The following is a 25,578-nucleotide window of genomic DNA, read 5'->3' on the forward strand; positions in this document are numbered from 1 at the left end:
CGGGCCGCAGGGCACCGGGACATCAATCCGGACGAGAGCCGGGTACGGCGCTGGCGCGGCGGGGAGTGCCCGCGACAGCCCGTGCCGCAGATCATCGCCCAGGTGCTCGGTGCTCGGTGCTCGGTGCTCGGTGCTCGGTGCTCGGTGCTCGGTGCTCGGTGCCCGGTGCTCGGTGCTCGGTGCCCGGCTGGCCCTGCCCCTGACCCCGGCGGACGTGGGCCTGCCGGGACCGCTGCAGCCGCCCAGCTGCGGCGCCGACCTGCCGTGGCAGCACACCGCCACCATCGCCGCCATCGCCCACCTGACCCGGAGTGACCTGATGCTGCCGCACACCCGCACCAGCGACGACGCCGCTCAGATCCGCGCCGCCGACGCCCTCCTGGAGCCGCTGCGCCGCTGGCCGTCCGCCAAACCCACCAGCCTGCCGAACGCGCCGCGCACCGGCCGGCTGGGCACCGCACAGGTCGAATCGATCGAGACACTGACCGCCGCCTTCCGGGACGCGGACAACCGGCACGGCGGCGTGCTCTCCCGCCGGGCGGTCGTGGCCCAGATGAGCGAGATCAACGACCTGCTCGCCACCGCCTCCTACACCGAAGCCACCGGGCGCCGCCTCTTCCGCGCCGTCGCCGACCTGGGCAGCGTCGCCAGCTGGATGAGCTTCGACGCCGGAGCACACGTCAGCGCACAGCGCCTGTTCGTCACCGCGGTGCACGCCGCCAGCGAAGGCGGAGACCGGCAGCTCGGCGCGCACATCCTCCAGTGCATGGCCCGGCAGATGTCCCACCTGGGGCATGTCGAGGACGCCCTCGAACTCATCGCCCTGGCCCAGTACGGGGCACGCCGGCACGTCAGCCCCGGCACCCGCGCGGTCCTCGCCGCGCTGCACTCGCGGTTCAGTGCCAGTGCGGCGACTTGGAGGAGAGCCAGCGGGCGGCCCAGGAAGCCGAAGACGCCTTCACCCGCATCCGTCCCGGTGACGAGCCGCCGCACACCGCGTTCTTCGATGAGGCGGAACTGTCGGCCACGCTCGGCGTCGCCCACCAGATCGCTGCCAAGCAGACCCCCGGTCACCAGCGCGCCCGCCGCGCCGAGCAGTCTCTGACGCTGCTGACGAACGCCCTGCGGCTGCGGCCCGGCGGCCGCGTACGCTCCCGCGCGTTCGACCACATCGGCCTCGCCCGCACCCACCTGGCCGTCGGAGAACTGGCCGGGGCCTGCCAGGAGGCCACCACTGCCCTCACCATCGCCGAGGGCCTGCACAGCACCCGCATCGCCGACCGGCTCAGCGAACTCCATGAGGAGACCGAGCCGCACGCGAGCAGCAGCGACATCAGCGCCCTTCGCGAGCGCCTGGAAAACGCGGTCACCACCGCACGGTGAACGAAGCACTGGAAGCTGAGTGAGACGGACTGCTGCACGTGTGCCACCGAGGAGGCATCGCTGTGCTGGTCTCGCCCGCAACGCGGTGCTGATCAGCGCCCGCACGTCTGTGAGGGCGTAGGTGCCGCGCCTTTGTGCTTTCCGCTCGCACCGCGCGGGCTATCGGCCAGCCTATTCGCCCACGGCAGACGAGAAAGAACTGCAAAGGACTGGAACCTGCTCCAGGGCTATGTGAACGTATAACACCCCCGGAGGAACAGGGCTCAACAACAGCTCGCCGGGCGACAAGTGAGGAGTCTGTTCTGTCGACCTGGCACTCTCCGACCTGTTCGGATGACTCTCCCAGCTGCCTGCGCTCTGAAGGCAAGTGACGCGAGGACCACGACTGGGTTGGCCGGACGGGGCAACGACACTATGGGCCTCGGATGCCGTCGCAAGACGGGTCCGCTGGTCGAAGAGAAGGCGGAAATCCGGCACTTGAGAAACCTGCTGGGTGTAGCCGCCGACGGTGGGTGAGAGCGCCTCTCGGCGGCGAAGGAATGCAACATAGCCGACGATCCCCGGTTAGGGAAGCCGGGGATCGTCCGGACACTCAAAGCAGTCCGCAACTGGCTGCGCTTAGCAGTGGAGCCAGACGGACGCGAACAACGTCGAGTCCCAAAGCCTCGGCGTCGCTGCCCGCCGTCCTCCCAGCGCTTGAAAGCCTCTGTGACTGCAAACTCATTGTCTTCCCCGCCCGCTGCCGTTTCCGTCCTCGGTCCGACAGGTGCCGCACAAAGAGCGTTCCTGAACCTCAAGGAAGCGGCAGAGTACCTCGGTCTGTCGCCGAACACGCTCTATGTGTGGCGACACCGTCGGCAAGGGCCGCCGAGCTTTCGTATGGGCGCCCGTGGTCGTGTGATGTATCGATTGGAAGCGCTTGACGCCTGGGTCAGAGAACAAGAGCTGGCCGACTCGCGCTCCAACACTTCACTGAGCCCCGTGAGTGCACCGCCAGCGTCGCGTCCCAGCGGCGCAACCGGAACATGACACATGTACACCCTCTTCTTTGGTTGCATCGAGGAATTTTTTGGCTGGGTACGTAGAAGACCGCTGGATCAAGAAAAAGAAGGACCCTGTCACCGGGAAGAGGGAGCGCACCAGCCGTTACGGCAAGGGCTCCCGTTACAGGGTCTCGGGGATTCCGGGAGTGCGGGACAGGTCGTTCGAAACGCTGGAGGACGCGAAGGCGTGGCTTCGGCGATCCAGCACCGATCAAGAGCGTGGGGAGTTCGTTGACCCCCGTGACGGATCGATTCTGCTTGCGGACTACGTGCAGCGCTTCTGGTTCCCCGGCATGTCTGGCTCTGTCAAGACCCGGCAGAACCAGAGCAGGAAGGTGTTGCTTCATGTCCTCCCGTACCTGGGTGAAGTTCCGCTGAGGGATGTGACCGCTGCTCGGCTTCGCGCCTACATCGCCGATCTCGAGAAAGCCTGTTCGCCGCAGTACGCGCGAGGGATCCTCGGCGCCCTGTCCAACATCTTCGAGACGGCCATCGACGACAAGCGATTGATCCGCAACCCCATGCGGGCAAAATCGGTTCGCTGGCCCAAAGCTGACGATGTGAGACGCGAAGCATGGCCCATGGAAACGGCTCGCCAGATGCGGGACACCATAAGCGACCGTTACCGGATAACGGTGGTTCTCGGCGTAGGGTGCGGTCTGCGGCAGGGCGAGGTGTTCGGGCTGAGTCCCGATGACATCGACTATGAAAAAGGCGTCCTCTATGTGAGGAGGCAAGTTCAGACGTTTTGCGGGCGCCTCTACTTCGCCCTCCCGAAGGGCGGTAAGACGCGTGTTGCGGACATGCCTTCCTCTGTCGCCTGTGAGCTGAGGGAACATTCGAGGAAGTATCCAGCGGTGGAGGTGGAGCTGCCATGGGGTGAACCTGGTAAGCCGACGAGGACGGTTTCGCTGCTGCTCACGACCAGGTTCGGCAATGCCATCGCGGTGAACACGTACAACACCTACGTGTGGAAGCCCGCGCTGGCGCGCGTCGGGATCATCCCTCCGCGGCCTGCGGGTGCGAAGCCGTGGCAGTGGAAGGCTGCGCACCGGGACGGCTTTCATGTGCTGAGGCATACCTACGCGTCGGTCGTGCTTGAGGCCGGCGAGTCGGTGGTGACCTTGGCCAGGTGGCTGGGCCACTCGTCCTCGGTGATCACGCTGAGTCACTATGCTCACTTCATGCCGGAGGCCGGCGGGCGGGGGCGTAGGGCTATCGACGGGCTGCTCGGTGCCCCGGCGGAAGCTGTGGTTGACGATTGAAACTCCCCAAATTCTCCCCACGCCCCTTCGCGGGCCTCCTTGGGTGAAGGCGGCGACCGGAGAGGATTCGATGCGCCCGCACCGATATGATTGCATCGAAACCGGCGTGCGACCTCACCCGCACGTCGCTGACCTGCGACGAAGCCCAGGAAGTAGCCTGATCCGCATGTTGTCCGAAGTCATCGCGACCCGCTATGTCACGCCCTTGCGTGAAGGCGGGTCGCTTCCGGGGATCGTCGAGGCCGACGATCTCGGTACGTATGTCATGAAGTTCACCGGGGCGGGGCAGGGGCGCAAGACCCTGGTCGCCGAGGTCGTCTGCGGGGAGCTGGGGCGCCGGCTCGGGCTGCGGGTGCCGGAGCTGGTGCGGATGCAGCTCGATCCGGTGATCGGGATGGGCGAGCCCGACCAGGAGGTGCAGGAGCTGCTGAAGGCCAGTGGCGGGCTGAACCTGGGGATGGACTATCTGCCGGGGGCGCTCGGGTTCGACCCGCTGGCCTTCGAGGTGTCCGCGCGTGAGGCGGGCCGGGTGGTGTGGTTCGACGCGCTGATCAACAACGTGGACCGGTCGTGGCGCAACCCGAATCTGCTGGTCTGGCACGGTGAGCTGTGGCTGATCGACCACGGCGCCACGATGATCTGGCAGCACAACTGGCCCACCGCCGAGAAGTCGGCGGCCAAGCCGTACGACGCCTCCGACCACGTGCTGGCGAGCTTCGGGCCGGACATCGAGGCCGCGGCGGCCGAGTTCGCGCCGCTGGTCACCGAGGAGCTGCTGACCGAGGTGACGGCCGCGGTGCCGGACGAGTGGCTGGCGGGCGAGCCCGGTTTCGACTCGCCCGACGCGCTGCGCGCCGCGTACGTACGAGCCCTGCTGGGCCGCGCGCCGGTGATCGGTGAGCGGATCAGCATCGGGGAACCCACCAAGGACGGGCCCTCCCGGGTGCCGGGCTGGCTGGCGACCGAGTTGCCGCGGAGGGCAGTGAAGTGAGCGGCCTGCACAACGGACGCGACGTGTTCGAGTACGCCCTGCTCAAGGTCGTACCGAGGGTCGAGCGCGGCGAAATGATCAATGCGGGGGTGGTCGTGTACTGCCGCGCCTGGCGCTTCGTCGAGGCGCGTACGCATCTGGACGAGGGACGGCTGCGGGCGCTCGACGCGACGGCAGACGTCGAGGGCGTCAAAGCGGCGCTGCGTGCCGTCGAGGGGATCTGCTTGGGCGGCGAGCGGGCCGGGCAGGCTGCGGGTGACGACGCGGGGCGGCGCTTCCGGTGGCTGATCGCACCGCGCAGCACCGTCGTCCAGCCCGGCCCGGTGCACACCGGGCTGACCGTGGACCCGTCCGGGGAGGCGGAGCGGCTGCTCGACCTGTTGGTGAGGTGAGCGGGACGGCCGCCGGCCCGTAAGGGGCCCGGCGGCCGCCCTGAAGCGCGCGGGCGCGCCGGGGAGGCGTTGACAGGGGGTGGCCGGGCTTCTAGCGTCACCCCTGCTGAAGCTACTAAGCGGTTGCTCACCTGCGGTTGCGGTGCGGCGGACCGCTTGTCGAGGTTTCGAGGGTGAGGAGAACCCCGCATGTCCACCACCGAGCAGCGCGTAGCCGTCGTGACGGGCGCGGCCCGCGGCATCGGCGCGGCCACCGCCGTACGCCTGGCCGCCGAGGGCCGCGCCGTCGCCGTCCTCGACCTGGACGAGGCGGCCTGCAAGGACACCGTCGAGAAGATCACCGCGGCCGGTGGCAGGGCGCTCGCCGTGGGCTGCGACGTCTCGGACGCGGAGCAGGTGGAGGCGGCGGTCGCGCGGGTCGCGGCGGAACTGGGCGCGCCGACCGTGCTGGTCAACAACGCGGGCGTCCTCCGTGACAACCTGCTGTACAAGATGAGCGACAGCGACTGGGACACCGTCATGAACGTGCATCTGCGGGGCGCGTTCCTGATGTCGCGCGCCTGCCAGAAGTACATGGTCGACGCCAAGTTCGGCCGGATCGTCAACCTCTCCTCCAGCTCGGCGCTCGGCAACCGCGGCCAGGCCAACTACTCGGCCGCCAAGGCCGGCCTGCAGGGCTTCACCAAGACCCTCGCCTTCGAACTGGGCAAGTTCGGCGTCACCGCCAACGCAGTCGCCCCTGGATTCATCGTCACCGACATGACCGCCGCCACCGCCGAGCGCGTCGGCATGGGCTTCGAGGACTTCCAGGCCGCGGCCGCCACCCAGATCCCCGTCCAGCGCGTCGGCCGGCCCGAGGACATCGCCAACGCCATCGCCTTCTTCACGGGCGAGGCGGCCGGCTTTGTCTCCGGCCAGGTCCTGTACGTCGCCGGCGGACCGCTCAACTGACGCCGGAGGCGACGGACATGACCGCACAGGACAAGCCGCTGCCCCCGCTCTCCGGCAAGGCGGCGCTGGTCACCGGCGCCAGCCGGGGCATCGGGTACGGCATCGCGCGGGCGCTCGTGGCGCGCGGCGACAAGGTCTGCATCACCGGCCGCAACGAGGACGCCCTCAAGGAGGCCGTCGAGTCGCTGGGCGCCGACCGCGTCATCGGCGTCGCGGGCAAGGCGCACGACGAGGCCCACCAGGGCGTCGCCGTCGAGCGCGCCATGGAGGCGTTCGGCCGCGTCGACTACCTCGTCAACAACGCCGGTACGAATCCGGTCTTCGGCCCGATCGCGGACCTCGACCTGAACGTGGCCCGCAAGGTGTTCGAGACCAACGTCGTCTCCGCGCTGGGCTTCGCACAGCGCACCTGGCACGCGTGGCAGAAGGACAACGGCGGCGCGATCGTCAACATCGCCTCCATCGCCGGTGTCTCCGCCTCGCCCTTCATCGGCGCGTACGGCATGAGCAAGGCCGCGATGATCAACCTGACGTTCCAGCTCGCGCACGAGTTCGCGCCGGCGGTACGGGTCAACTCCATCGCCCCCGCGGTGGTCAAGACCAAGTTCGCGGCCGCGCTGTACGAGAACCGCGAGGAGGAGGCGGCGGCGGGCTACCCGATGGGGCGCCTCGGCGTCCCGGAGGACATCGGGGGCGCGGCGGCGTTCCTGCTGTCCGACGCCGCCGGTTGGGTCACGGGGCAGACGCTCCAGGTCGACGGCGGGCTGTTCCTCAACGCGGGCGTGTGAGGGCGGCGCAAGGGTAGGCGGTCGGGGCGCGCGAGCGGCAAGCGCGTGCGGGGGTGCGCGCCTGCGCGCGGAAGCTCCGACGGCGCTTGCGTTGATGTGCACTCCAAGAGGCAGGGTCTGCGGTGCCGGTCCGGTTGGGGACCGGCATCGCAGCCGTTCCGGGCCGTGCGTACGCATACGGGGCGTACGTGTACGGACCCGCGACGCGCCTCCCGAAGGAGACCCACATGCGCTACCGCACCCTCGGCGGCAGTACCGGGCCCACGATCAGCACCCTGTGCCTGGGCACCCTGCCGTTCGGCACCACCGTGGACGAACCCACCTCGTTCGCCATCCTCGACCGCTTCGCCGAGGCGGGCGGCACCTTCCTGGACACCGCCAACAACTACGCCTGCTGGGTGCCTGGCGCGACCGGCGACGAGAGCGAGCTGCTGCTCGGGCGCTGGCTGCGCAGCCGGGGCGCCAGGGACCGTACGGTGCTGGCCACCAAGGCCGGTGCCCGCCCCGACCCGTCCCGCGGCCCCGAGTGGCCCGCCAACCGGGAAGGGCTGGGCGAGAAGACCGTACGGAACGCCGTCGACGGCAGTCTGCGGCGGCTCGGCACCGACCGCGTGGACCTGTACTACGCCCACGTCGAAGACCGGACCGTAGCCCTGGAGGAGACCGTCGGGGCGCTCGCCGGCCTGGTGCGGGACGGCGTCGTGGGCGTCCTCGGGGCCAGCAACCACGCCACATGGCGGCTCGCCGAGGCCCGCCACATCGCGGGTGCGCGGAACCTGCCCGGCTTCCGCGCCGTACAGCAGCGGCACACCTATCTGCGGCCCCGGTATGAGGCAGAGTCCGGCCTCCAGCGGGAAACTGATGAGGAACTGCTCGACTACGCCGCCGCGCACGACGACCTGACGCTGCTCGGCTACTCGACGCTGATGCACGGCGGGTACGCGCGGCCGGAGAAGCCGCTGCCCGAACGGTACGACCACCCCGGGTCGGTGGCGCGGCTGCGGGTCGCCCAGGAGGTCGCGGCGGAGGCCGGGGCCACCGTGAACCAGGTGGTGCTGGCCTGGCTGACGGGTGGCCGGGTGCCGGTCGTACCCGTCCTCGGTGTGAGTTCGGTGACACAGTTGGACGAGTGCCTGGCGGCGCTGGATCTGCGACTGGACGCGGCGCAGCGGGCGCGGCTCGACACGGCGTGAGCGGACGCGGGGCGGGCAGGAGCCGGACGGGGCCAGGGCGGGAGCCGGGCGCGGGGCGGGCGGAGGGCGGGCGCGCGGGCGTTGTCAGTGGTCGCCGGTAAGTTCATTGCCGAGAACGGATCGCACACCGGAGGTTGCTCAGTGATGACCGACATGCTGCCCGAGTCCTGGCGCGGCGTCCTCGGCGAGGAGTTGGAGAAGCCCTACTTCAAGGAGCTCACCGAGTTCGTCGAGCGGGAGCGGGCGAAGGGGCCGGTCTACCCGCCCCGCGAGGAGGTCTTCGCGGCCCTCGACGCCACCCCGTACGACCAGGTCAAGGTGATGATCCTGGGGCAGGACCCGTACCACGGCGAGGGGCAGGGGCACGGGCTGTGCTTCTCCGTGCGGCCCGGCGTCAAGACGCCGCCGTCGCTGCGCAACATCTACAAGGAGATGAAGGAGGAGCTGGGCCACCCGGTCCCGGACAACGGGTACTTGATGCCCTGGGCCCGCCAGGGTGTGCTCCTGCTGAACGCGGTGCTGACGGTCCGGGCGGGCGAGGCCAACTCCCACAAGGGCAAGGGTTGGGAGAAGTTCACCGACGCGGTGATCAAGGCGGTCGTCGCCCGACCCGACCCGGTGGTGTTCGTGCTCTGGGGCAACTACGCCAAGAAGAAGCTGCCGCTGATCGACACGGCGCGGCACGCGGTGGTGGAGGGCGCGCACCCCTCTCCGCTGTCCGCGAAGAAGTTCTTCGGCTCCCGGCCCTTCACCCGGATAAACGAGGCCGTCGCCGCGCAGGGCCACACCCCGATCGACTGGCGGATCCCCGACCTGGGCTGAGCCGGGCGGCCGCGGCGTGCCGCGCACACCGCGCGGTACGGCCGGGCGCCGGTTAGCGTCGGGACAGGCAGGCCGGACATGGCGCGGACGAGGGCGGGAGAGTGCGGTGGTGGACGATCAGCGTGCGAGGGCCGGCGGCGATGTCGTCCTGACCCGCATCGGGCAGGCGGTCATGCTGCACCGGGGCGGCGACCGGGAAGAGGCCCGCAACCGCCTGGCCCGGCTCTGGGCCGAGATCGGTCCGGACGGCGACCCGTTCCACCGCTGCACGCTCGCCCACTACCTCGCCGACACGCAGGACGATCCGGCCGACGAGCTGGACTGGGACCTCACCGCGCTCGAATCGGCGCGGCAGGCGAAGGCAGGGCCGACGGGCCGGGACGGGGAGCGGCGGGCGCCGCCGTCGCGGTCCGTTCCGGCGGTGGCGGCGCTGCTGCCCTCCCTCCATCTGAGCCTCGCCGCCGACTACGCCGCCCTGCACCGCCCCGGCGAGGCCCGCGCCGAACTGGACCGGGCCCGGCGGACGGCGGCTCCGCTGGCCGACGACGAGTACGGCCGCGGCGTGCGCCAGGCGATCGAACGGCTGGGGGACCGGATCGCCGGTTCGGGCGGGGACGGTGGGGGAGGGGAGGCCGACGGGCCGGGCGGTGAGGGGGCGGACGGTACGGGAGATGCAGAGGGCTCGGGAGGCGTAGGGGGGACGGGTGGTGCGGGCGGTGGGGGAGATCAGTCGCCGTAGACGTCGCGGCAGACGGTGTCGGCCCGGTCGTCGTCCTGCCAGCGTCCGAATTCACGCGCCAGCTTGCACAGGCCGGGAGCCGGGGCGGCCGGGCGGCGGTGCTCGGCGCGCGGCCACGGTGGACCGTAGCGGCGGGAACCGGGAGCCTTGGGCTTGGCCCGGGCACCCCGGCCGACGCCCTTCTTCTTCCTCTTGTCCGTTGCCGCGGATTCCGACCGTTGCGGCCGCTGGGCTCCTGGCGCGGGAGGCAGGGCGGGCGCGGAGCGCTGCGCGGCGGTTCCGGGCGGCGTCCTCGGCCGCTCGCGCGCCGGGGGCCGGCTGACCTCCGGCCCGTTGGGCTCGACGGAAGGGGCGGGCAGCGCGGGGCGCGGCTGGAGACTCTCGGGGGCCGGCCGGTGGGCGACGGTGACACAGCCGGTGGTGACGGCCGCCGTCGCCGCCGTCGTCAGCATGAGGAGCGCCGCTGCGGGAATACGGAACACCGGCCAACTCTGCCTACCCCGGCCGCCGTTGGGAAGGCCCCGCAGGGGTGAACGTGACGGACGGTGTTGACCTCGCGTCGGCTGCGGGCGAGCGGCCGGGCGGGCCACCAGCCGGGCATGCGTACGGACTGCGCCGGGCGCCGGGTGTCCGACGGCGGGGACCGGGGAGGCCGCCGTGCGCCGGACGGCACGTATGCTTCCGGGGCGCCGGGCACACCACCGGCGGGCCCGGCGCGATGACCGTACGGCATCGGGGCGGGCGGCATCATCGGCACGTCCGGCGCGCCGGTCCGCGCAGGCGGCCCGCGGCGGCGCAACCCAGGGAGTACGCGTGAAGGTCGGCTGCATCGGACTCGGCGACATCGCACAGAAGGCGTATCTGCCGGTGCTCGGCGCGCAGCCCGGTGTCGAGCTGCACCTCCAGACCCGTACCCCGGCCACCCTGGAACGGGTCGCCGGAACGTATCGCCTGCCGGCCGGCCAGTGCCACACCGACCTGGACGGGCTGCTCGCCGCCGGTCTGGACGCGGCGTTCGTGCACGCGCCCACCACCGCGCACCCGGAGATCGTCGGCCGCCTCGTCGAGGCCGGGGTGCCGACCTATGTCGACAAGCCGATCGCCTACGAGCTGGCCGAGACCGAGCGCATCGTGCGGCTCGCCGAGGAGCGCGGCGTCAGCCTGGCGGTGGGCTTCAACCGCCGCTTCGCGCCGGGCTACGCGCAGTGCCTGGAGCACCCCCGTGACCTGATCCTGATGCAGAAGAACCGGGTCGGCCTGCCGGAGGACCCGCGGTCGCTGGTGCTGGACGACTTCATCCATGTGGTCGACACGCTGCGGTTCCTGGCGCCCGGCACCATAGATCACGTCGACGTGCGGGCGAAGATCCAGGACGGGCTGATGCACCACGTGGTGCTGCACCTCTCCGGCGACGGCTTCAGCGCCATCGGCAGCATGAACCGCCTCAGCGGGTCCGCCGAGGAGATCCTCGACGTGTCGGGCCAGGACACCAAGCGCCAGGTCGTCAACCTCGCCGAAATCATCGACCACAAGGGGCAGCCGAGCGTGCGGCGGCGCGGCGACTGGGTGCCGGTGGCCCGGCAGCGCGGCATCGAGCAGATCGCGCTCGCGTTCCTGGACGATGTGCGGGCGGGCCGGTTCGTCTCGGCCGAGGACGCGCTGCGTACGCATGAGCTGTGCGAGCGGGTGATCCGCGAGGCGCTGGCGCAGGCGGCGTGAGGCCGCGCGCCTGGAGGCTGTGACCAGCGCTTTTGTGGCGTTGGTGGCCGATTGCGCCACGTACTGTCAGGCCGTCCGCGCCGTCCGCGCCGTCCGCGCCGTCCGCGCCGTCCGCGCCGTCCGCGCCGTCCGCGCCGTCAGGCAGGCGGCCAGGCGCGCAGCGCCATGTCGGCCACCTGTTGGAGATCGTCGCGGGTGGCGCCGCCGGCGGCCTGGACGGCGATGCCGTTGGCGACGGTCATGATGTAGCGGGCGAGCAGCCCGGGATCGGCGTCGGGCGGCAGGTCGCCTTCGGCCACGGCCTGCCGGAACCGGTCGCGGAGCTGGGCAATACCCTCTTCGCGCCAGGCGACGAGGGCGTCACGGGCGTTGCGTCCCGGGGCGCCGGCGGCAAGGGACGCTTGCACGCCCAGGCATCCGGAGGGGCAATCGGGCTGGGTGGTGGTCCGGACGGAGCCGTTGAGGAACGCGGTGGCCACCTGCCGGGCGGTCGGCTCTTGCAGTGCCCGGGCTCCGTACGAGGCGGGGCCTTCGGAGTAGCGCTCCAGCGCCTTGTGGAACAGATCCTCCTTGTTGCCGAAGGCCGCGTACATGCTGGTACGGGTGATGCCCATGGCGTTGGTGAGGTCGGTGAGGCTGGCGCCCTCGTAGCCCTGTTCCCAGAAGACCCGCATGGCCTGTTCGAGCGCCGCGTCGGCGTCGAAGCCCCTCGGCCGGCCGATCTGCCCTTTCTGTCGCGTCTCCATGCAGGCGATCCTACCTCTTCCGTACCGGGCGGTGCAGATGTGTTACCTTCCCGTTCCGTATCGATCGGTACGGAACTCTGTGGAGGTCATCCCCATGGGACAGCTCGAAGGTAAGACCGCCGTGATCACCGGCGGGCACACAGGGATCGGCCTGGCCGGCGCCGTACGGCTGGCGGACGAGGGTGCGCACGTGTTCATCATCGGCCGGCGCAAGGTCGAACTGGACGCGGCCGTGCAGACCATCGGCGCGACACGGGTCACCGCCGTGGCGGGTGACATCACGAACCTGGCCGACCTGGACCGCCTCTACGACGCGGTCCGCGCCCGGGGCCAGGGACTGGACGTGGTCTTCGCGAACGCGGCGACCGCCTCGCTCGCGACACTGGAGCAGGTCACCGAGGAACAGATCGAGCGGACCTTCGCGGTCAACGTGCGGGGCACCCTGTTCACCGTGCAGAAGGCGCTGCCGCTGCTCAACGACGGCGCCTCGGTGATCCTGAACGCCTCCACCGCGGCCGGCAACGGCACGGAGGCGTTCGGTGTGTTCGCGGCCTCCAAGGCTGCCGTCCGGTCCTTCGCCCGCACCTGGGCCAACGAACTGAAGGGCCGCGGCATCCGGGTCAACGCCGTCTCGCCGGGCCCGATCGACACCACCGGTATCACGGACCTGTTCGGCGAGGAGCACGCACCCGGCGTCCGGGCGAACCTCGCCGCAGGCGTCGCGATGGGCCGGATGGGGCGCCCGGAGGAGGTCGCCGCGGCGGTCGCCTTCCTCGCCTCCGGGCAGAGCAGCTACGTCCTCGGCGCCAACCTCTATGTCGACGGTGGGGAGAATCAGATCTGACGCTTCTTTTCCCGGCGGCAGTCATCGGCTGTCCCGTCCCGGCGCGCGCCCCGGCGTGAAACGAGCGCGCGTGGCCCCTTCGCCACCGCGTACACGCCGAGCGCCACCATCGCTCCGTACAACGCCCAGTCACCGAGACGCACGTACGGGCTGGTGCCCTCGGCCAGGGGGACGTCGTACACGGCTGCCGCGCCGCGCTCGGTGCCGAGCCGGTCGCCCACCGGCTCCCCACGCGGCCCGTACACCGCGCTGACGCCGGTCAAGGTGGCGTGCGCCATCGGCCGCCAGGTCTCGGCGGCGCGCAGCGCGGCCAGCGAGGCGTGCTGCGCGGGCGCCCAGCTCTCCTGGAAGGTCGACGTGGAGGACTGTGCGACCAGCAGCTTTGCGCCGTCGCGCACCAGTTGGCGGCTCATGTCCGGGAACGCCGACTCGAAGCACACCAGCGGCCCCACCCGCAGTTCGCCCGCCGAGCCGACGGGCATCAGTACCTGCCGGGTGCCGCGCATACGGTTCTGATCGGCGGCCTTGCCGACGTGCGTCGCCCACCCCAGTACGGAGCGGAGCGGGATGTACTCGCCGAAGGGGACCAGCCGCATCTTGTCGTAGCGGTGGCCGGTCGCGCCGTGCGGGCCGACCAGGACGGAACTCTTGTAGATGCCGGGTTGGCCGGCGTGCCGCCCGTCGACGTTCACCAGGAGGTCGGCGCCCACGTCCTGGGAGAGCGCGGCGAGCCGGGCCGCCATGGCCGGGCTGCGGGTCAGGTCGCGGTTGACGCTGCTCTCGCCCCAGACCACGAGCTGGACGCCACGCCCGGCGAGCGAACGGGTCAGCGCCTCGCCGCGCGCTATCCGCGCTTCGGCGCCCACGACTTCGCCCGGCTGGACGACGCCGATACGGACGCTGCCCGCGCCCCGTGGCACCGGCGCCCACAGCCATGCCGCGCCGCCGCCGACCGCGCAGACGAGGAGGCCCGCCACGGCCGGTACGCGGGCGCGCGGCAGGGCGACGAGCACGGCGAGCGCGGTGTTGACGGCCACGATGACCAGGCTCAGCAGCCACACCCCGCCGATGGACGCGAGCCGCAGGGCGGGCGGCACCTGCCACTGGCTGGCTCCCAGCAGCCCCCAAGGCCCACCCAAGTACTCCCAGGACCTGACCAGTTCGACCATCAGCCAGCCGGACGGTACGAGAACGAGGGCTGCCGCACACCGGCGCACGCCCGGCGCGCCGTGCAGCAAGTGCCGTACGAGTACGCCCCAGGGCGCCCACAACAGCCCGAGCAGCGCCGCCAGGACGAGGATGAAGACGTGCAGACTCGGCAGCAGCCAGTGGTGCACCGCCAGCATGAATCCGGCGCCGCCGAGCCAGCCGTCCAGCGTCGCCCGGCGGTTCGTACGGGCCGAGCGCGCCAGCAGGAGCCATGGGGCGAGGGCGACGTACGCCAGCCACCACAGGGCCGGCGCCGGAAACGCCAACGCGGGCAGTGCCCCGGCCGCGACTGCGGCGGCACCGCGCCCCCAAGGCGACGCGAGCGCCTTCTCCCACCAGCCGGCCGCCTCCCGCATACCGCTCCCTCCGTCGGACGTCGGACCGCAGCACCCAGTGTGCGCGCGTCGGCCGATCATGGACAGCAGGCGGGCGCGGTCCGTCAGCCCCGCGCCGGGACCAACTGCCGCCACTTCTCGTGGACGACGACCTCACTCAGCCGCCAGCCCTCGGTGGCACGGCGGGCGGCGAAGGCGTAGCGGCCCGCGCAGGTGTAGTTCGGGGCGGCCGACGCGCCGGCGTGCGCGCCGTGCGGGCCGGCGGCCGTGCCGGGCGGCGCGTCGTGCGGGCCCGCGAGATGCATCGGGTTGAGGTAGTCCGCCTGCACGGTGGCCGTGTCGCCGGGCGCGCCGCCGTCGCGCAGTTCGATGCCGATCCGCCGGTTGACGATCAGATGCTGGCGTACCGGGAAGCGCCGCAGCATCTCGGCCAGCCAGTCCGCGACATCGGTGACGCTGCCCGCGATGCCGCCCGCCGAGCGGTAGTCGACGCGCCCCTCGGGGACGAACAGCGCCCGGTAGGCGGTCCAGTCGCCGTCGTCCACGGCGATCGCGTAGCCGGTGACCAGGTCGTCGATGGCGAGGCGGTCCATGACAGTGGTGTGTTCCGCACGCTGGGTCATCGCCTCAGTGTTCGGCATGCGTGCGTCCCCGCCAAGACCGGGGCGCGTACGGCCGTGGGCCCCACCCGGAGGCGGGGCCCACGCGGGCGGGTGGTCTGCCGGTCAGTGGGCCGAGGCCGGTGCCGCCGCTCCGTTCGCCGCCCGTTCGGCCGAGGTCTGCGCCTGCTCGAACTGGGTGCGGTACAGCTCCTCGTAGCGCCCGCCCGCCGCGAGCAGCGCCTCGTGGGTACCGCGCTGCACGATCCGGCCGTCCTCGACCACCAGGATCAGGTCGGCGGCCCGTACGGTCGACAGGCGGTGCGCGATGACCACGGACGTACGGCCTTCCAGCGCCTCGGCCAGGGCCTCCTGCACCGCGGCCTCGGAGGTGTTGTCCAGATGGGCGGTGGCCTCGTCCAGGATCACCACACGCGGCCGGGCCAGCAGCAGACGGGCGATGGTCAGGCGCTGCCGTTCTCCGCCGGAGAGCCGGTAGCCGCGCTCGCCGACCACCGTGTCCAGGCCGTCGGGCAGCGAGGCGATCAGACCGTCCAGGCGGGCCCGGCGCAGCGCGTCCCACAGTTCGTCCTCGGCCGCCGAGGGCCTGGCCAGCAGCAGGTTCTCGCGGATCGTGTCGTGGAAGAGGTGCCCGTCCTGGGTCACCATGCCGAGGGTGTCGCGGATCGAGTCGGCCGTCAGGTCGCGTACGTCCACGCCGGCGAGCCGCACCGCGCCGGTGTCCACGTCGTACAGCCGCGGCAGCAACTGCGCGATCGTCGACTTGCCCGCGCCCGAGGAGCCGACCAGGGCGACCATCTGGCCCGGTTCCGCGCGGAAGGAGATGTCGTGCAGCACCTCGGCGCCGCCCCGCGTGTCGAGGGTCGCCACCTCTTCGAGGGAGGCGAGGGAGACCTTGTCGGCCGCCGGGTAGCCGAAGCGTACGGAGTCGAACTCCACCGAGACCGGCCCGTCCGGCACCGCGCGGGCGTCCGGCTTCTGCTCGATCAGCGGCTTCAGGTCGAGCACCTCGAAGACCCGCTCGAAGCTGACCAGCGCGCTCATCACCTCGGTGTGCGCGCCGGACAGGGCCGTCAGCGGCGCGTACAGCCGGGTCAGCAGCAGGGCCAGCGAGACGATCGCGCCGGTTTCCAGGTGGCCGCGCAGCGCCAGGAAGCCGCCGAGGCCGTAGACGACGGCCAGGGCGAGGGCGGAGACCAGGGTGAGCGCGGTGACGAAGTACGTCTGGACCATCGCGGTACGGACCCCGATGTCCCGCACCCGCCGGGCCCGCGCGGCGAACTCGGCGGACTCCCGGGCCGGGCGGCCGAACAGCTTGACGAGGGTGGCGCCCGGCGCGGAGAACCGCTCGGTCATCTGCGTACCCATCGCGGCGTTGTGGTCGGACGCCTCCCGGCGCAGCCCGGCCAGTCGGCGGCCGACGCGGCGCGCGGGCAGCACGAACACCGGCAGCAGCACCAGCGCGATCAGCGTGATCTGCCACGACAGGCTCAGCATCACCGCGAGCGTCAGCAGCAGCGTCACGATGTTGCCGACCACACTGGACAGCGTGTCGCTGAACGCCCGCTGCGCGCCGATCACATCGTTGTTCAGACGGCTGACCAGGGCACCCGTCCGCGTACGGGTGAAGAAGGCGACCGGCATCCGCTGCACGTGGTCGTAGACGGTGGTGCGCAGATCGAGGATCAGCCCTTCGCCCAGGCTCGCCGACAGCCACCGGGTCAGCAGGCCGAGCCCCGCCTCCGCCAGCGCGATGGCGGCGATCAGCCCGGAGAGGCCGAGTACCGTGGCGGCCGCCTCGCCGCCGACGATGGCGTCGACCACCCGGCCGGCGAGCAGCGGGGTGGCCACCGCCAGTACGGCGGTCACCGTGCTCAGCAGCAGGAACCAGGTCAGCGGGCGCCGGTGCGGCCGGGCGAAGGCGACGACGCGCCGCAGGGTGGCGCGGGAGAAGGCCCGCTTGCCCTGCTGCGCGTAAGAGGCACTGTGCAGTGAGTGCCAGGCGGTGACTTCCATGTCCATCGCGGTCCTCCGGGGCGGCGTGGTCGGCACGTGGTCGATCGCGGGCCGTGGTGACCGGCGACATGCCCGAAGCTATGACCTCAACCAATGTTGAGGTCAAGGGATTCCCTTGTCGGCGCGCCGGGAGTCGGGGGAGGTGGGGTGCGGGGCGGCGTGCGGGAGGGGGTGCGCGCTGGGGGTGCGCGGGCGTGGGGTGGGGGTGTGGGTTTCGGGCGGCGGGCGGCGGGCGGCGGGCTTCTGCGCCTGCCGCCCGCCTCAGGTGTCTGCCACCTGCCTTAAGGCCCCCATGTCCGCCGCCCGCCTCAGGCGCCCGTCGCCCAACGCTCGCCGCCCGCCTCAGGCGTCCGCTGCGCGCCGCCATGCCGCCGCGCGCAGCAGCCGTAGCCCGTTGAGGCCGACCAGGACGGTCGATCCCTCGTGCCCGAGCACGCCCAGCGGCAGCGGCAGGTGCCCGGCGAGGTCCCAGGTGACCAGCGCGCCGATGCACACGGACGCGATGACGAGGTTCTGCACCACCAGCCGGCGCGCCCGGCGGGAGAGAGCGACGACCGTCGGCACCGCCCCGGTCTCGTCGCGCACCACCACCGCGTCGGCCGTCTCCAGCGCCAGGTCGGAACCCACCCGGCCCATGGCGACGCCGCTGTGCGCGGCGGCCAGTGCGGGCGCGTCGTTCACCCCGTCGCCGATCATGAGCACCTTCGCCCCGGCGTCCTGCCAGGCACGGACCGCGGCCACCTTGTCCTGCGGCAGCAGTCCGGCCCGTACGTCCGTGATGCCGCACTCCTCGGCCGTACGGCGGGCGGCGCGGACGTTGTCTCCGGTCAGCAGGGTGACGCCGGCTTCGGGTGCCGGTCCGGCTTCAGCGCCGGTTCCGGTTTCGACGCCGGTTCCGGCTTCAGCTCCCTGTCCGAGGCTCGTTTCAGCTCCCGTCAGGCGGTGGAGCCGGGCCACGGCTTCGGGGGCGCCGGGGCGCAGCCGGTCGGTGAGGGCCAGTACGGCGACGGGCCGGCCGTTCACGAGAACAGCCACCGCTGTCTGCCCGGCAGCCTCGATCTCCGACGCGACGGCGCGCGCCCCGCGCAACTGTTCCTCCGCGAGCCCTTCCTCGCTCCCCGACACCCCCGCGCTCAGAAGCGCGGTCGGGCTGCCGACCCGTACGGTGCGCCCCTCGACGACGGCGCGCACGCCCCGCCCCGGCGTGGACGAGAACTCGTACGCGCTGGGCATGCGCAGCCCCCGCTCTCGCGCGGCCCCGACCACCGCTCGGGCGATCGGGTGTTCGCTGGACTGCTCCGCCGCCGCGGCGAGCGTGAGGGCGCGCGCCTCGTCCGTACCGCTGCCGTCCAGCCGACGCATCCCGGCGACGCGCGGCGCGCCCTCGGTGAGCGTGCCGGTCTTGTCCAACGCGACCCGTGTCACCGCCCCCAGGCCCTCCATCGCCGCAGCCGACTTGACCAGGACGCCGTGCCGCCCCGCGGTGGCGATCGCGGACAGCAGCGGGGGCATGGTGGCCAGCACGACCGCGCACGGCGACGCCACGATCATGAAGGTCATGGCCCGCAGCAGGGTGGTGGTGAAGTCCGCGCCGAAGAACAGCGGCACCGCGAACAGGGTGAGGGTCACAGCGACCACCGCGGCGGAGTACCGCTGTTCCACCTTCTCGATGAACACCTGGGTGGGCGCCTTCGTCCGGCCGGCTTCCTCGACCATGGCCACGATGCGGGCGATCGCCCACTCGGTGGCGTCCTTGCCGACCCGTACCCGCAGCGCGCCGGTGCCGTTCAGCGTCCCCGCGAACACCTCGTCGTCCGGGCCCTTGTCCACCGGCAGCGGCTCGCCGGTGATGGTGGCCTGGTCCACCTCGCTCGCCCCGACCAGCACCGTACCGTCGGCGGGCAGCCGCTCTCCGGGGCGTACGAGGACCGTGTCACCCACCCGCAGTGCGGCCGCCTCGACGGTCTCTTCCCGGCCGTCGGCCGTCAGCCGTACGGCGGTGGAGGGCGCGAGGTCGAGCAGGCCGCGCACGGAGTCCTCCGTGCGCCGGGTGGCCAGGGCCTCCAGAGCGCCGGAGACCGCGAAGATCACGATCAGCAGGCCGCCGTCGAGGAACTGACCGATCCCCGCGGCGCCGACCGCCGCGACGACCATCAGCAGATCGACGTCGAGGGTGCGTTCGCGCAGCGCCTGGAGGCCCGCGAGACCGGGTTCCCAGCCGCCGGCCGCGTAACACACCGCGTAGAGCGGCCCCCACGCCCACGCCGGGGCGCCCGCCAGGTCGAGGGGGAAGGCGAGCAGGAACGCGAGGGCGGAGAGGGCCGCCCAGCGCACCTCCGGGAGCGCGGAGAGGCGGGTGCGGCGTGGGCGGGGCGGGGGAGTGGGGACCGTCGGGGGCGCGGCAGGTGGTGCGGCCGGAGGCGAGGCGGGAGACGGTCGGCCGGTCGGCGGCGCGGTTGCGGTGGTGGCCGGCGGCTGCTGCGTACGGCCGGGACGGGACGTGGGCGTCATCGGTACCTCGGTGCGGGGAGGGTGCGGGGACGGAACCCGGACACCATAACCGAACACATGAAGATGTCTTCAAGTATTACCGAAGATACGATGAGGCATATGGGACACGGAGTCGACGGCAGGACCACACCGGCAGCACACCTGGACGCTGATGCGGCCGCGACCATCGCCGCCACGCTCCAGGCGCTGGCCACCCCCTCGCGGCTGATGATCCTCACCCGCCTCCGCCAGGGCCCCTGCCCGGTGGGCGAGCTGGCCGAGGCGGTCGGCATGGAGCAGTCGGCGGTCTCCCACCAGCTACGGCTGCTCCGGGCGCTCGGCCTGGTCACCGGGTCGCGGCAGGGCCGCCGGATCGTCTACAGCCTGTACGACACACACGTCGCCCAGCTTCTCGACGAGGCCGTCTACCACATCGAGCACCTGCGGCTCGGCGCGCGGGACCTGCCCGACACGGCAGAAGCCGAGGACACCGACAGCCCCGAGGCCGAGGTGGGGACCGAAGCCGAAGCCAGGACCGGAGCCGCGAGGAAGCGCGTCAGCCGCTGACCGAGCCACCGACTCGGCCGCTGACCAAGTCACCGACTCCGCCCGCGGCCCGGCGTGCACCCCCGCGCACTCGCATGCACGCTCCCCCCGCGCACTCCCGCGCTCACCCGGCCCTGTGCGCCGCCAGCCGCTCTCGTACGTCCTCCGCCGAGAGATAGACATCGGTCCGCTCGAAGTCACGCAGCGTCGCGGGCTTCTCGGCCTGGAAACCGGTCCGTACGAAATCGTCCCCGGCTGTGGCGTTGATCAGCCAGTTCGCCACCGTACGGAATCTGGCGACACCGGTACGCAGCGCCAGCAGGTGGTAGCCGCGCGCCGCCACCTGGGCGGGCAGCCCCGTCAGCTCGTACCCCAGCGGTTTGGACACCGCGTCGATGCCGCCGAGGTCCACGACCAGTCCGAGGTCCTTGTGCCGGTACGGGGTCCGCGGCGCCCCGCGCAGCCCGGCGATGATGTTGCGCGCGGCGTGCTTGCCCTGCCGCTGGGCGTGCTGCGCGGTGGGCGGGCAGACCGCACCGGCGCCCTTCGTCAGGTCCGGTACGGCCGCGGCATCACCGCAGGCCAGCACGTCCGGCGTGCCCGGCACGGTCAGATCGGCGTCGACGACGAGCCGGCCCCGTACGGTCTCCGCCCCGAGGGTGCCGATGAGCGGGCTGGCCGCCACGCCCGCCGTCCAGATCAGCGTCCGGCACGGCAGTACCCGCCCGTCCGTGAACTCCACGCAGTCCTCGGTCACTTCGGCGACCGAGACGCCGAGCGACACTTCCGTACCGCGCTGCCGCATCAGCTCCAGCGCCTTCTGACCCAGCCGGTCGCCCAGCTCGGGCATCAGCTTCGGGGCGATATCGATGAGGTGCCACTTGATCTGGGTCGGGTCCAGCCGCGGGTAGCGCCGGGCGGCCGCGTTGGTGAGCCGCTGGAGGTAGGCGACCGTCTCCGTGCCCGCGTAGCCGCCGCCGACGACGACGAACTGGAGCCGCGCCGCGCGCTCTTCCGGGTCGGTCGAGGCCGCGGCGATGTCGAGCTGCGCGATCACGTGATCCCGGATGTACGCGGCTTCGGCCAGCGTCTTCATGCCTCGCGCGTACGTCGTCAGGCCAGGGATGTCGAACGTACGGGTGATGCTGCCGGGCGTCAGCACCAGCCGGTCGTACCGGATGTCGGTCGTCTCACCCGTGATCAGCCGTACGACGCAGACCTTCGCCGCGGTGTCGATGCCGATCACCCCGCCGGGCACCAGGCGCGTCCGGCGCAGGATCCGCCGCAAGGAGGGCGCGATCGACTGCGGGGTGACCACTCCGGCGGCGACATGCGGCAGCAGCGGCAGATACAGCTCGTAGTTGTTGGGTGTGACCAGCACGATCTCGGCCGTCTCGGCGGACAGCCCGTGCTCCAGGCCCCGGGCGCACTCCACCCCGGCGAAGCCGCCGCCCACGATCAGGACTCTGGGTCGTTCCATGACGCGTCCTCGCCTCTGTTCGGCAGCTGTGTCGGCTCCCGGCCACGCTGGCACGGGGCGGCGGCCCTCGCCACCGCGCCCACCGGGTACCTCCTGCGACCGGGTGAGAAACAGGTACCCCGGCTGCCACGTGCGTCACGGGTCGGCTGCCGTGTGTGTCACGGTCCGGCCGCCGCGGGTTCAGCGGCCGTCGCGACGGGTGGGCCGGGGGCGTCCGGTACGGGCGAAGTGCGGCAGGGAGATGCCGCCGCGGTGCGCCGCCTCGCCGGTGCCGGGCCGGACGAAGAGGGTGACGGTGACGCCTTCGGTGAAGCCGTTGCGGCGCATCAGCGCCGCCGACGCCGTGTTGTTCACCTCGACGTCGGTCACCACGGACGAGGCGCCGGCCTCCGTCAGCGCGGCGCAGCAGTCCTGCACCAGCCGCCCGGCCACCCCGCGCCCCTGAAAGTCCGGATCCACCGCGATCCACTCCAGATAGCCCCAGTCCTCCCGCTGCTCGAAGGTCATCGAGCCGAGCACGAACCCGGCGAGCCGGTCACCGGCCATTGCGACCCGGCAGGCGGGCACGGAGGCGTCGAGGTGCGTGGCGACGGCGGTCAGCGACCATCCGGTGTACGGCATGGCGTCGGTGTCGTAGACCCGTTCGCCCAGCTCCAGGACGGCCGGGAGGTGCTCGGGCCGCAGCGGGTGCAGGGCGATCTCGTCGTACGCGTCCGGTGTCGGCATGACCGGCGCTCCTTTCGGTGGAACGGTGGAACGGTGGGGCTGTGGAGCGGCGGCGGACTGCTGGCGGACTGCTGAGGCAGAGAGCATCCGCAAATCCACCCTAATCGGCTCAATATCTCCCCGCGGATCCGCCCCTGTAGTTTGCGGGGGTGAGTACCGCTGTCGCCGAGATCCTCTCCCTCCTGCTGCTGGTCTGCGTCCTGGTCTTTGCCGTACGGAGGCCGGGCGGCGCCCCCGAGGCGGTGGCGGCCGTACCGGCGGCGGGCCTGCTCGTACTGGTCGGCGCGGTGTCGCCGGACGCCGCGTGGGAGCAGGTGCACAAGCTGCTGCCGGTCGTCGGCTTTCTGGCCGCCGTGCTGGTGCTGGCGTACCTGTGCGCCCAGGAGGGGCTGTTCGAGGCGGCGGGCGCGGCGCTGGCGCGGCGCTGCGCGGGACGGCCGCGGCTCCTGCTGGCCGGAGTCTTCGTACTCGCCGCAGCGGTCACGGCGGTGCTCAGCCTGGACGCGACGGTGGTTCTGCTCACGCCGGTGATCGTGGCCACCGCCGCGCACGCCGGCGCACGCGCCCGGCCGCACCTCTACGCCTGCGCCCACCTCTCGAACTCCGCCTCGCTGCTGCTGCCCGTCTCCAACCTCACCAACCTGCTGGCTCTCGGCGCGGCCGGGCTGTCCTTCACGCGGTTCGCCGCCCTGATGGCGCTCCCGTGGGTGGTCGCGGTGGCCTTCGAGTACGTGGTGTTCCGGCGGTTCTTCGGCCGGGAACTGGCGGAGGACGAACGGCGCGCGGACGCGGGGGGCTCCAGCGTGGGGGAGCCCGGTGCGGGGGAGGCGCGCGAGCAGCGGGCCGCTACGCCACCGCTCCCGGTCTTCGCGCTCGTGGTCCTCTCGCTGACGCTCGCCGGCTTCGTCGTGACCTCCTTCGCCGGGGTCGCCCCGGTCTGGGCGGCACTGGGCGGTGTGCTCGTCCTCGGAATACGCGCGATGGCGCGCCGGGACACGGCTGTGACCGGCACTGCCTCCACCGCCACCGTGGCTGATGCCGCAACCGACTCCCCGACCAGCTCCCTGACCGGCACCGCAGCCGGCATCGTGAAGGCGGCCAACCCCTTCTTCTGCCTCTTCGTGCTGGCCCTGGGCGTCGTGGTCGAGGCGGTCGTCGCCAACGGTCTCGGCGGTGCCGTCGACCGGCTGCTGCCCGAGGGTGCTTCGCTGCCCGCCCTCCTCGGCGTAGCCGTGTTCGCCGCCCTCCTCGCCAACGTCATCAACAACCTGCCGGCCGTGCTGACGCTGCTCCCGGTCGCGGCACACGGCGGCGCCGGGCCCGTCCTCGCGGTACTGATCGGCGTAAACCTCGGCCCGAACCTGACGTACGTGGGCTCGCTGGCCACGCTCCTGTGGCGGCGCATCCTCCAGGACCGGGGCGACGCGCCGGACCTGGGCACCTTCACCCGGCTCGGGCTGCTGACCGTCCCCGGGGGCCTGGCCCTGTCGACACTGGCCCTGTGGGGAGCCTTGCAGCTCATCGGCACATGACGGCCCGCCCCCCCGAGGGCTCTGGCTCGGCGAACATGCTGACGCTTCGCCCGACTGAGTGAACCGAGTGAACTTGTGACCGATTGGCGAGAAGGGCGCGCAGACGCCACGTAAGGCAAGTGTGGGCAAGAGATAAGCGCTGACCGGAAACAGCTCGGTCCTTCAGCCGAAGCACGGCACCGAGAGGCGGGCATATCGCACCATTCCTGCCCCAGCCGCCGCTCCTCCCCACCCCATCCCGCCCGGCAACCGCCCCATCGGACCGACACGGCCCGCCGTGACCGCCGTCACACTTGCGCCCTCCGGTGGGCGAACGTCCACCGAACAGGCCCATGGCATGAGTTTGAGACAACTTCATTACGTATGTGCCGTCCGGACTGACGGTGGGGCCAGCGGGTAAGCCGTAGACACGTAGGGCGCAGCCGACGACCCGGACCCCGCCGGAGGCTGGCACCGCGCGGATGCCGAACGCCGACGGTGGTCATCTCCGCCCGGGCCGCAACGGGCGAGTCCCCAATCTTCCGTACGTCCCCACCGCCAGCGTGCGGCGGCATCACACGCACAGGCACGGAGGTGGGGACAAACATGGTGGAGCAGGGGCGGAGCTACGCGAGCAGGGAACACGTGGTGGGCGCGACCACGGTGGTGGTCCTGAGTGGAGAAGTGGACATCCTGGCGGCGACCGCGTTGACCGCGCGTCTCGACGAGATCACCGGAGCGCGCCGCCCCGATCTGGTCCTGGACGTGCGGGAAGTGACCTTCATCGACTGCTGCGGCATGTCGATGCTGTGCCGCACCCGGCGCCGGGTCGAGGCCAAGGCGGGCCGTCTGCGCCTGGCCGGAGTAGCCGACAGCCCGAGCGTCCTGCGGCTGCTGCGCCTGACCGGCCTGCTCCCCGCCTTCGACCTCTGCCTCGACCCGGACCCCGACGCCATACCCGGACTCACAGCCGAGCCCCGTCCGGACGACGGCTGCACCTGTACACACCCCGAGAACGGAGGCCACCCGGCCGCCCCGGACACTCCCTCGGACACGGCCGTCGCCTGAGCGGACGTCAGGCCGGCAGGTGCGCCTCGATCGCCGCCGTCAGCTCCGCCGCCTCGGGCTCGGCCCGGGGCCGGAACCGCCCCACGACCTTCCCTTCCGCGTCGATGAGGAACTTCTCGAAGTTCCACTGCACGTCACCGGCCTCGCCCGCGCCGTCCTCGGTGCGGGCGAGTTCCGCGTACAACGGGTGCCGGTCCGGACCGTTGACGTCCGTCTTCTCGAACAGCGGGAAGCTGACCCCGTAGGTGGTCGAGCAGAACGTGGCGATCTCCTCGGCGCTGCCCGGCTCCTGACCGGCGAACTGGTTGCTGGGGAAGCCGAGGACGCTGAAGCCACGGTCACCGTACTGCTGCTGGAGCCGCTCCAGCCCCGAGTACTGCGGCGTCAGACCGCACTTGGACGCCACATTGACCACCAGCAGGACGCGGCCCCGGTAGTCGGCCAGCGAGGCGGGCTCACCGTTCAGGGTGCGCAGGGGGATGTCGTACAGGCTCACGTTCAGGCTCCTCGCTATGGGACCGCTGTCGCGGACGGACTTCGTGGGGAACAACAGCGCCTGCCCGCGCGTTCTTCCCCGTCCGCCGCTCCTGTTGGGGTGAGTGGGCGGGGCGGTGTACCTGGTGGAATCCGAACGGCCGGTGCCGTGCATGACCCGGCGCGGCGTCACATGCCGAACCGGGTGACTGAAGGACGCTCGTCGA

At 71.8% G+C, this 25,578-nt stretch carries 24 protein-coding genes; 15 read left to right on the plus strand and 9 right to left on the minus strand.

All coding sequences use genetic code 11. The features are described from left to right. Positions 1-109 precede the first annotated feature (109 nt). The 10 genes from EJG53_RS36695 to EJG53_RS36740 all read left to right on the plus strand — a co-directional run bounded on the left by EJG53_RS36695 (position 110) and on the right by EJG53_RS36740 (position 9,567). The gene (locus tag EJG53_RS36695; protein ID WP_154806427.1) at positions 110-1,105 is read left to right on the plus strand and encodes a hypothetical protein; all 996 of its coding nucleotides are present in this window, start codon (positions 110-112) and stop codon (positions 1,103-1,105) included. Positions 1,106-2,091: 986 nt separating this feature from the next. Then, positions 2,092-2,412 carry a helix-turn-helix transcriptional regulator gene (locus tag EJG53_RS43485; RefSeq protein ID WP_267958746.1) on the plus strand — a complete coding sequence of 107 codons (321 nt, stop codon included), beginning with the start codon at positions 2,092-2,094 and terminating at the stop codon, positions 2,410-2,412. 40 nt (positions 2,413-2,452) lie between these two features. After that, entirely contained in the window at positions 2,453-3,691 is a 1,239-nt protein-coding gene (locus EJG53_RS36705) for a tyrosine-type recombinase/integrase (protein WP_174856506.1), read from the plus strand. Between the two features lie 166 nt (positions 3,692-3,857). Further along, a complete protein-coding gene (locus tag EJG53_RS36710; protein WP_125048488.1) occupies positions 3,858-4,682 on the plus strand; it encodes a HipA family kinase in 825 nt (274 codons plus the stop codon). Next, positions 4,679-5,074, plus strand: a complete 396-nt coding sequence (locus EJG53_RS36715) for a DUF3037 domain-containing protein (RefSeq protein ID WP_125048489.1) — start codon at positions 4,679-4,681, stop codon at positions 5,072-5,074. The genes EJG53_RS36710 and EJG53_RS36715 overlap by 4 nt, the downstream gene beginning before the upstream one ends. A gap of 189 nt (positions 5,075-5,263) precedes the next feature. Further along, positions 5,264-6,025, plus strand: coding sequence for a 3-oxoacyl-ACP reductase FabG (fabG, locus tag EJG53_RS36720; protein WP_125048490.1), 762 nt, complete (start codon positions 5,264-5,266; stop codon positions 6,023-6,025). Between the two features lie 17 nt (positions 6,026-6,042). After that, positions 6,043-6,813, plus strand: a complete 771-nt coding sequence (locus tag EJG53_RS36725; protein WP_031006146.1) for an SDR family oxidoreductase — start codon at positions 6,043-6,045, stop codon at positions 6,811-6,813. Between the two features lie 227 nt (positions 6,814-7,040). Next, entirely contained in the window at positions 7,041-8,006 is a 966-nt protein-coding gene (locus tag EJG53_RS36730) for an aldo/keto reductase (RefSeq protein ID WP_125048491.1), read from the plus strand. A 144-nt stretch (positions 8,007-8,150) separates the two neighbouring features. Next, positions 8,151-8,828, plus strand: coding sequence for a uracil-DNA glycosylase (locus EJG53_RS36735; protein WP_125048492.1), 678 nt, complete (start codon positions 8,151-8,153; stop codon positions 8,826-8,828). Positions 8,829-8,937: 109 nt separating this feature from the next. Continuing rightward, on the plus strand, positions 8,938-9,567 hold the full coding sequence (locus tag EJG53_RS36740) for a hypothetical protein (protein ID WP_244955487.1): 630 nt from the start codon (positions 8,938-8,940) through the stop codon (positions 9,565-9,567). Here EJG53_RS36740 and EJG53_RS36745 read toward each other — a convergent pair. Then, positions 9,555-10,049, minus strand: a complete 495-nt coding sequence (locus EJG53_RS36745; protein WP_125048493.1) for a hypothetical protein — start codon at positions 10,047-10,049, stop codon at positions 9,555-9,557. The genes EJG53_RS36740 and EJG53_RS36745 overlap by 13 nt on opposite strands. A 331-nt stretch (positions 10,050-10,380) precedes the next feature. Here EJG53_RS36745 and EJG53_RS36750 point away from each other — a divergent pair, with 331 nt between their 5' ends. After that, positions 10,381-11,286 carry a Gfo/Idh/MocA family protein gene (locus EJG53_RS36750; RefSeq protein WP_174856507.1) on the plus strand — a complete coding sequence of 302 codons (906 nt, stop codon included), beginning with the start codon at positions 10,381-10,383 and terminating at the stop codon, positions 11,284-11,286. 137 nt (positions 11,287-11,423) lie between these two features. Here the strand turns inward: EJG53_RS36750 and EJG53_RS36755 are convergent, their stop codons facing one another. After that, the gene (locus EJG53_RS36755) at positions 11,424-12,032 is read right to left on the minus strand and encodes a TetR/AcrR family transcriptional regulator (RefSeq protein ID WP_125048495.1); all 609 of its coding nucleotides are present in this window, start codon (positions 12,030-12,032) and stop codon (positions 11,424-11,426) included. Between the two features lie 94 nt (positions 12,033-12,126). On the opposite strand from EJG53_RS36755, the gene EJG53_RS36760 reads away from it, so the two are divergent. Continuing rightward, positions 12,127-12,876 (plus strand): SDR family NAD(P)-dependent oxidoreductase, encoded by a 750-nt coding sequence (locus EJG53_RS36760; RefSeq protein ID WP_125048496.1) that lies wholly within the window; start codon positions 12,127-12,129, stop codon positions 12,874-12,876. On the opposite strand, the gene lnt is transcribed toward EJG53_RS36760, so the two are convergent. From lnt to EJG53_RS36780, 4 genes are all read right to left on the minus strand, one after another. Then, positions 12,867-14,441: an apolipoprotein N-acyltransferase gene (gene lnt / locus EJG53_RS36765; RefSeq protein WP_125048497.1), complete on the minus strand. Its 1,575-nt coding sequence runs from the start codon at positions 14,439-14,441 to the stop codon at positions 12,867-12,869. The two genes, EJG53_RS36760 and lnt, sit on opposite strands and share 10 nt — an antisense overlap. Before the next feature lie 83 nt (positions 14,442-14,524). Continuing rightward, positions 14,525-15,043, minus strand: coding sequence for a nuclear transport factor 2 family protein (locus EJG53_RS36770; RefSeq protein ID WP_125048498.1), 519 nt, complete (start codon positions 15,041-15,043; stop codon positions 14,525-14,527). 102 nt (positions 15,044-15,145) lie between these two features. Then, positions 15,146-17,062 carry an ABC transporter ATP-binding protein gene (locus EJG53_RS36775; protein WP_125048499.1) on the minus strand — a complete coding sequence of 639 codons (1,917 nt, stop codon included), beginning with the start codon at positions 17,060-17,062 and terminating at the stop codon, positions 15,146-15,148. 336 nt (positions 17,063-17,398) lie between these two features. After that, positions 17,399-19,567, minus strand: a complete 2,169-nt coding sequence (locus tag EJG53_RS36780; protein ID WP_125048500.1) for a heavy metal translocating P-type ATPase — start codon at positions 19,565-19,567, stop codon at positions 17,399-17,401. Between the two features lie 99 nt (positions 19,568-19,666). On the opposite strand from EJG53_RS36780, the gene EJG53_RS36785 reads away from it, so the two are divergent. Then, complete coding sequence (locus EJG53_RS36785; RefSeq protein WP_244955488.1) at positions 19,667-20,113, plus strand: ArsR/SmtB family transcription factor; 447 nt, start codon at positions 19,667-19,669, stop codon at positions 20,111-20,113. A gap of 103 nt (positions 20,114-20,216) precedes the next feature. On the opposite strand, the gene EJG53_RS36790 is transcribed toward EJG53_RS36785, so the two are convergent. Then, positions 20,217-21,572: an NAD(P)/FAD-dependent oxidoreductase gene (locus tag EJG53_RS36790; RefSeq protein WP_125048501.1), complete on the minus strand. Its 1,356-nt coding sequence runs from the start codon at positions 21,570-21,572 to the stop codon at positions 20,217-20,219. A gap of 180 nt (positions 21,573-21,752) precedes the next feature. Beyond that, positions 21,753-22,298: a GNAT family N-acetyltransferase gene (locus EJG53_RS36795; protein ID WP_125048502.1), complete on the minus strand. Its 546-nt coding sequence runs from the start codon at positions 22,296-22,298 to the stop codon at positions 21,753-21,755. 149 nt (positions 22,299-22,447) lie between these two features. Here EJG53_RS36795 and EJG53_RS36800 point away from each other — a divergent pair, with 149 nt between their 5' ends. Beyond that, positions 22,448-23,830, plus strand: coding sequence for an SLC13 family permease (locus tag EJG53_RS36800; protein WP_125048503.1), 1,383 nt, complete (start codon positions 22,448-22,450; stop codon positions 23,828-23,830). A 585-nt stretch (positions 23,831-24,415) separates the two neighbouring features. After that, positions 24,416-24,877: an STAS domain-containing protein gene (locus EJG53_RS36805; protein ID WP_125048504.1), complete on the plus strand. Its 462-nt coding sequence runs from the start codon at positions 24,416-24,418 to the stop codon at positions 24,875-24,877. Positions 24,878-24,884: 7 nt separating this feature from the next. Here EJG53_RS36805 and EJG53_RS36810 read toward each other — a convergent pair whose 3' ends face one another. Continuing rightward, positions 24,885-25,373: a glutathione peroxidase gene (locus EJG53_RS36810; RefSeq protein WP_125048505.1), complete on the minus strand. Its 489-nt coding sequence runs from the start codon at positions 25,371-25,373 to the stop codon at positions 24,885-24,887. Between the last annotated feature and the right edge of the window lie 205 nt (positions 25,374-25,578).

Source organism: Streptomyces chrestomyceticus JCM 4735 (assembly GCF_003865135.1).
GTDB classification, from domain to species: Bacteria; Actinomycetota; Actinomycetes; order Streptomycetales; family Streptomycetaceae; genus Streptomyces; species Streptomyces chrestomyceticus.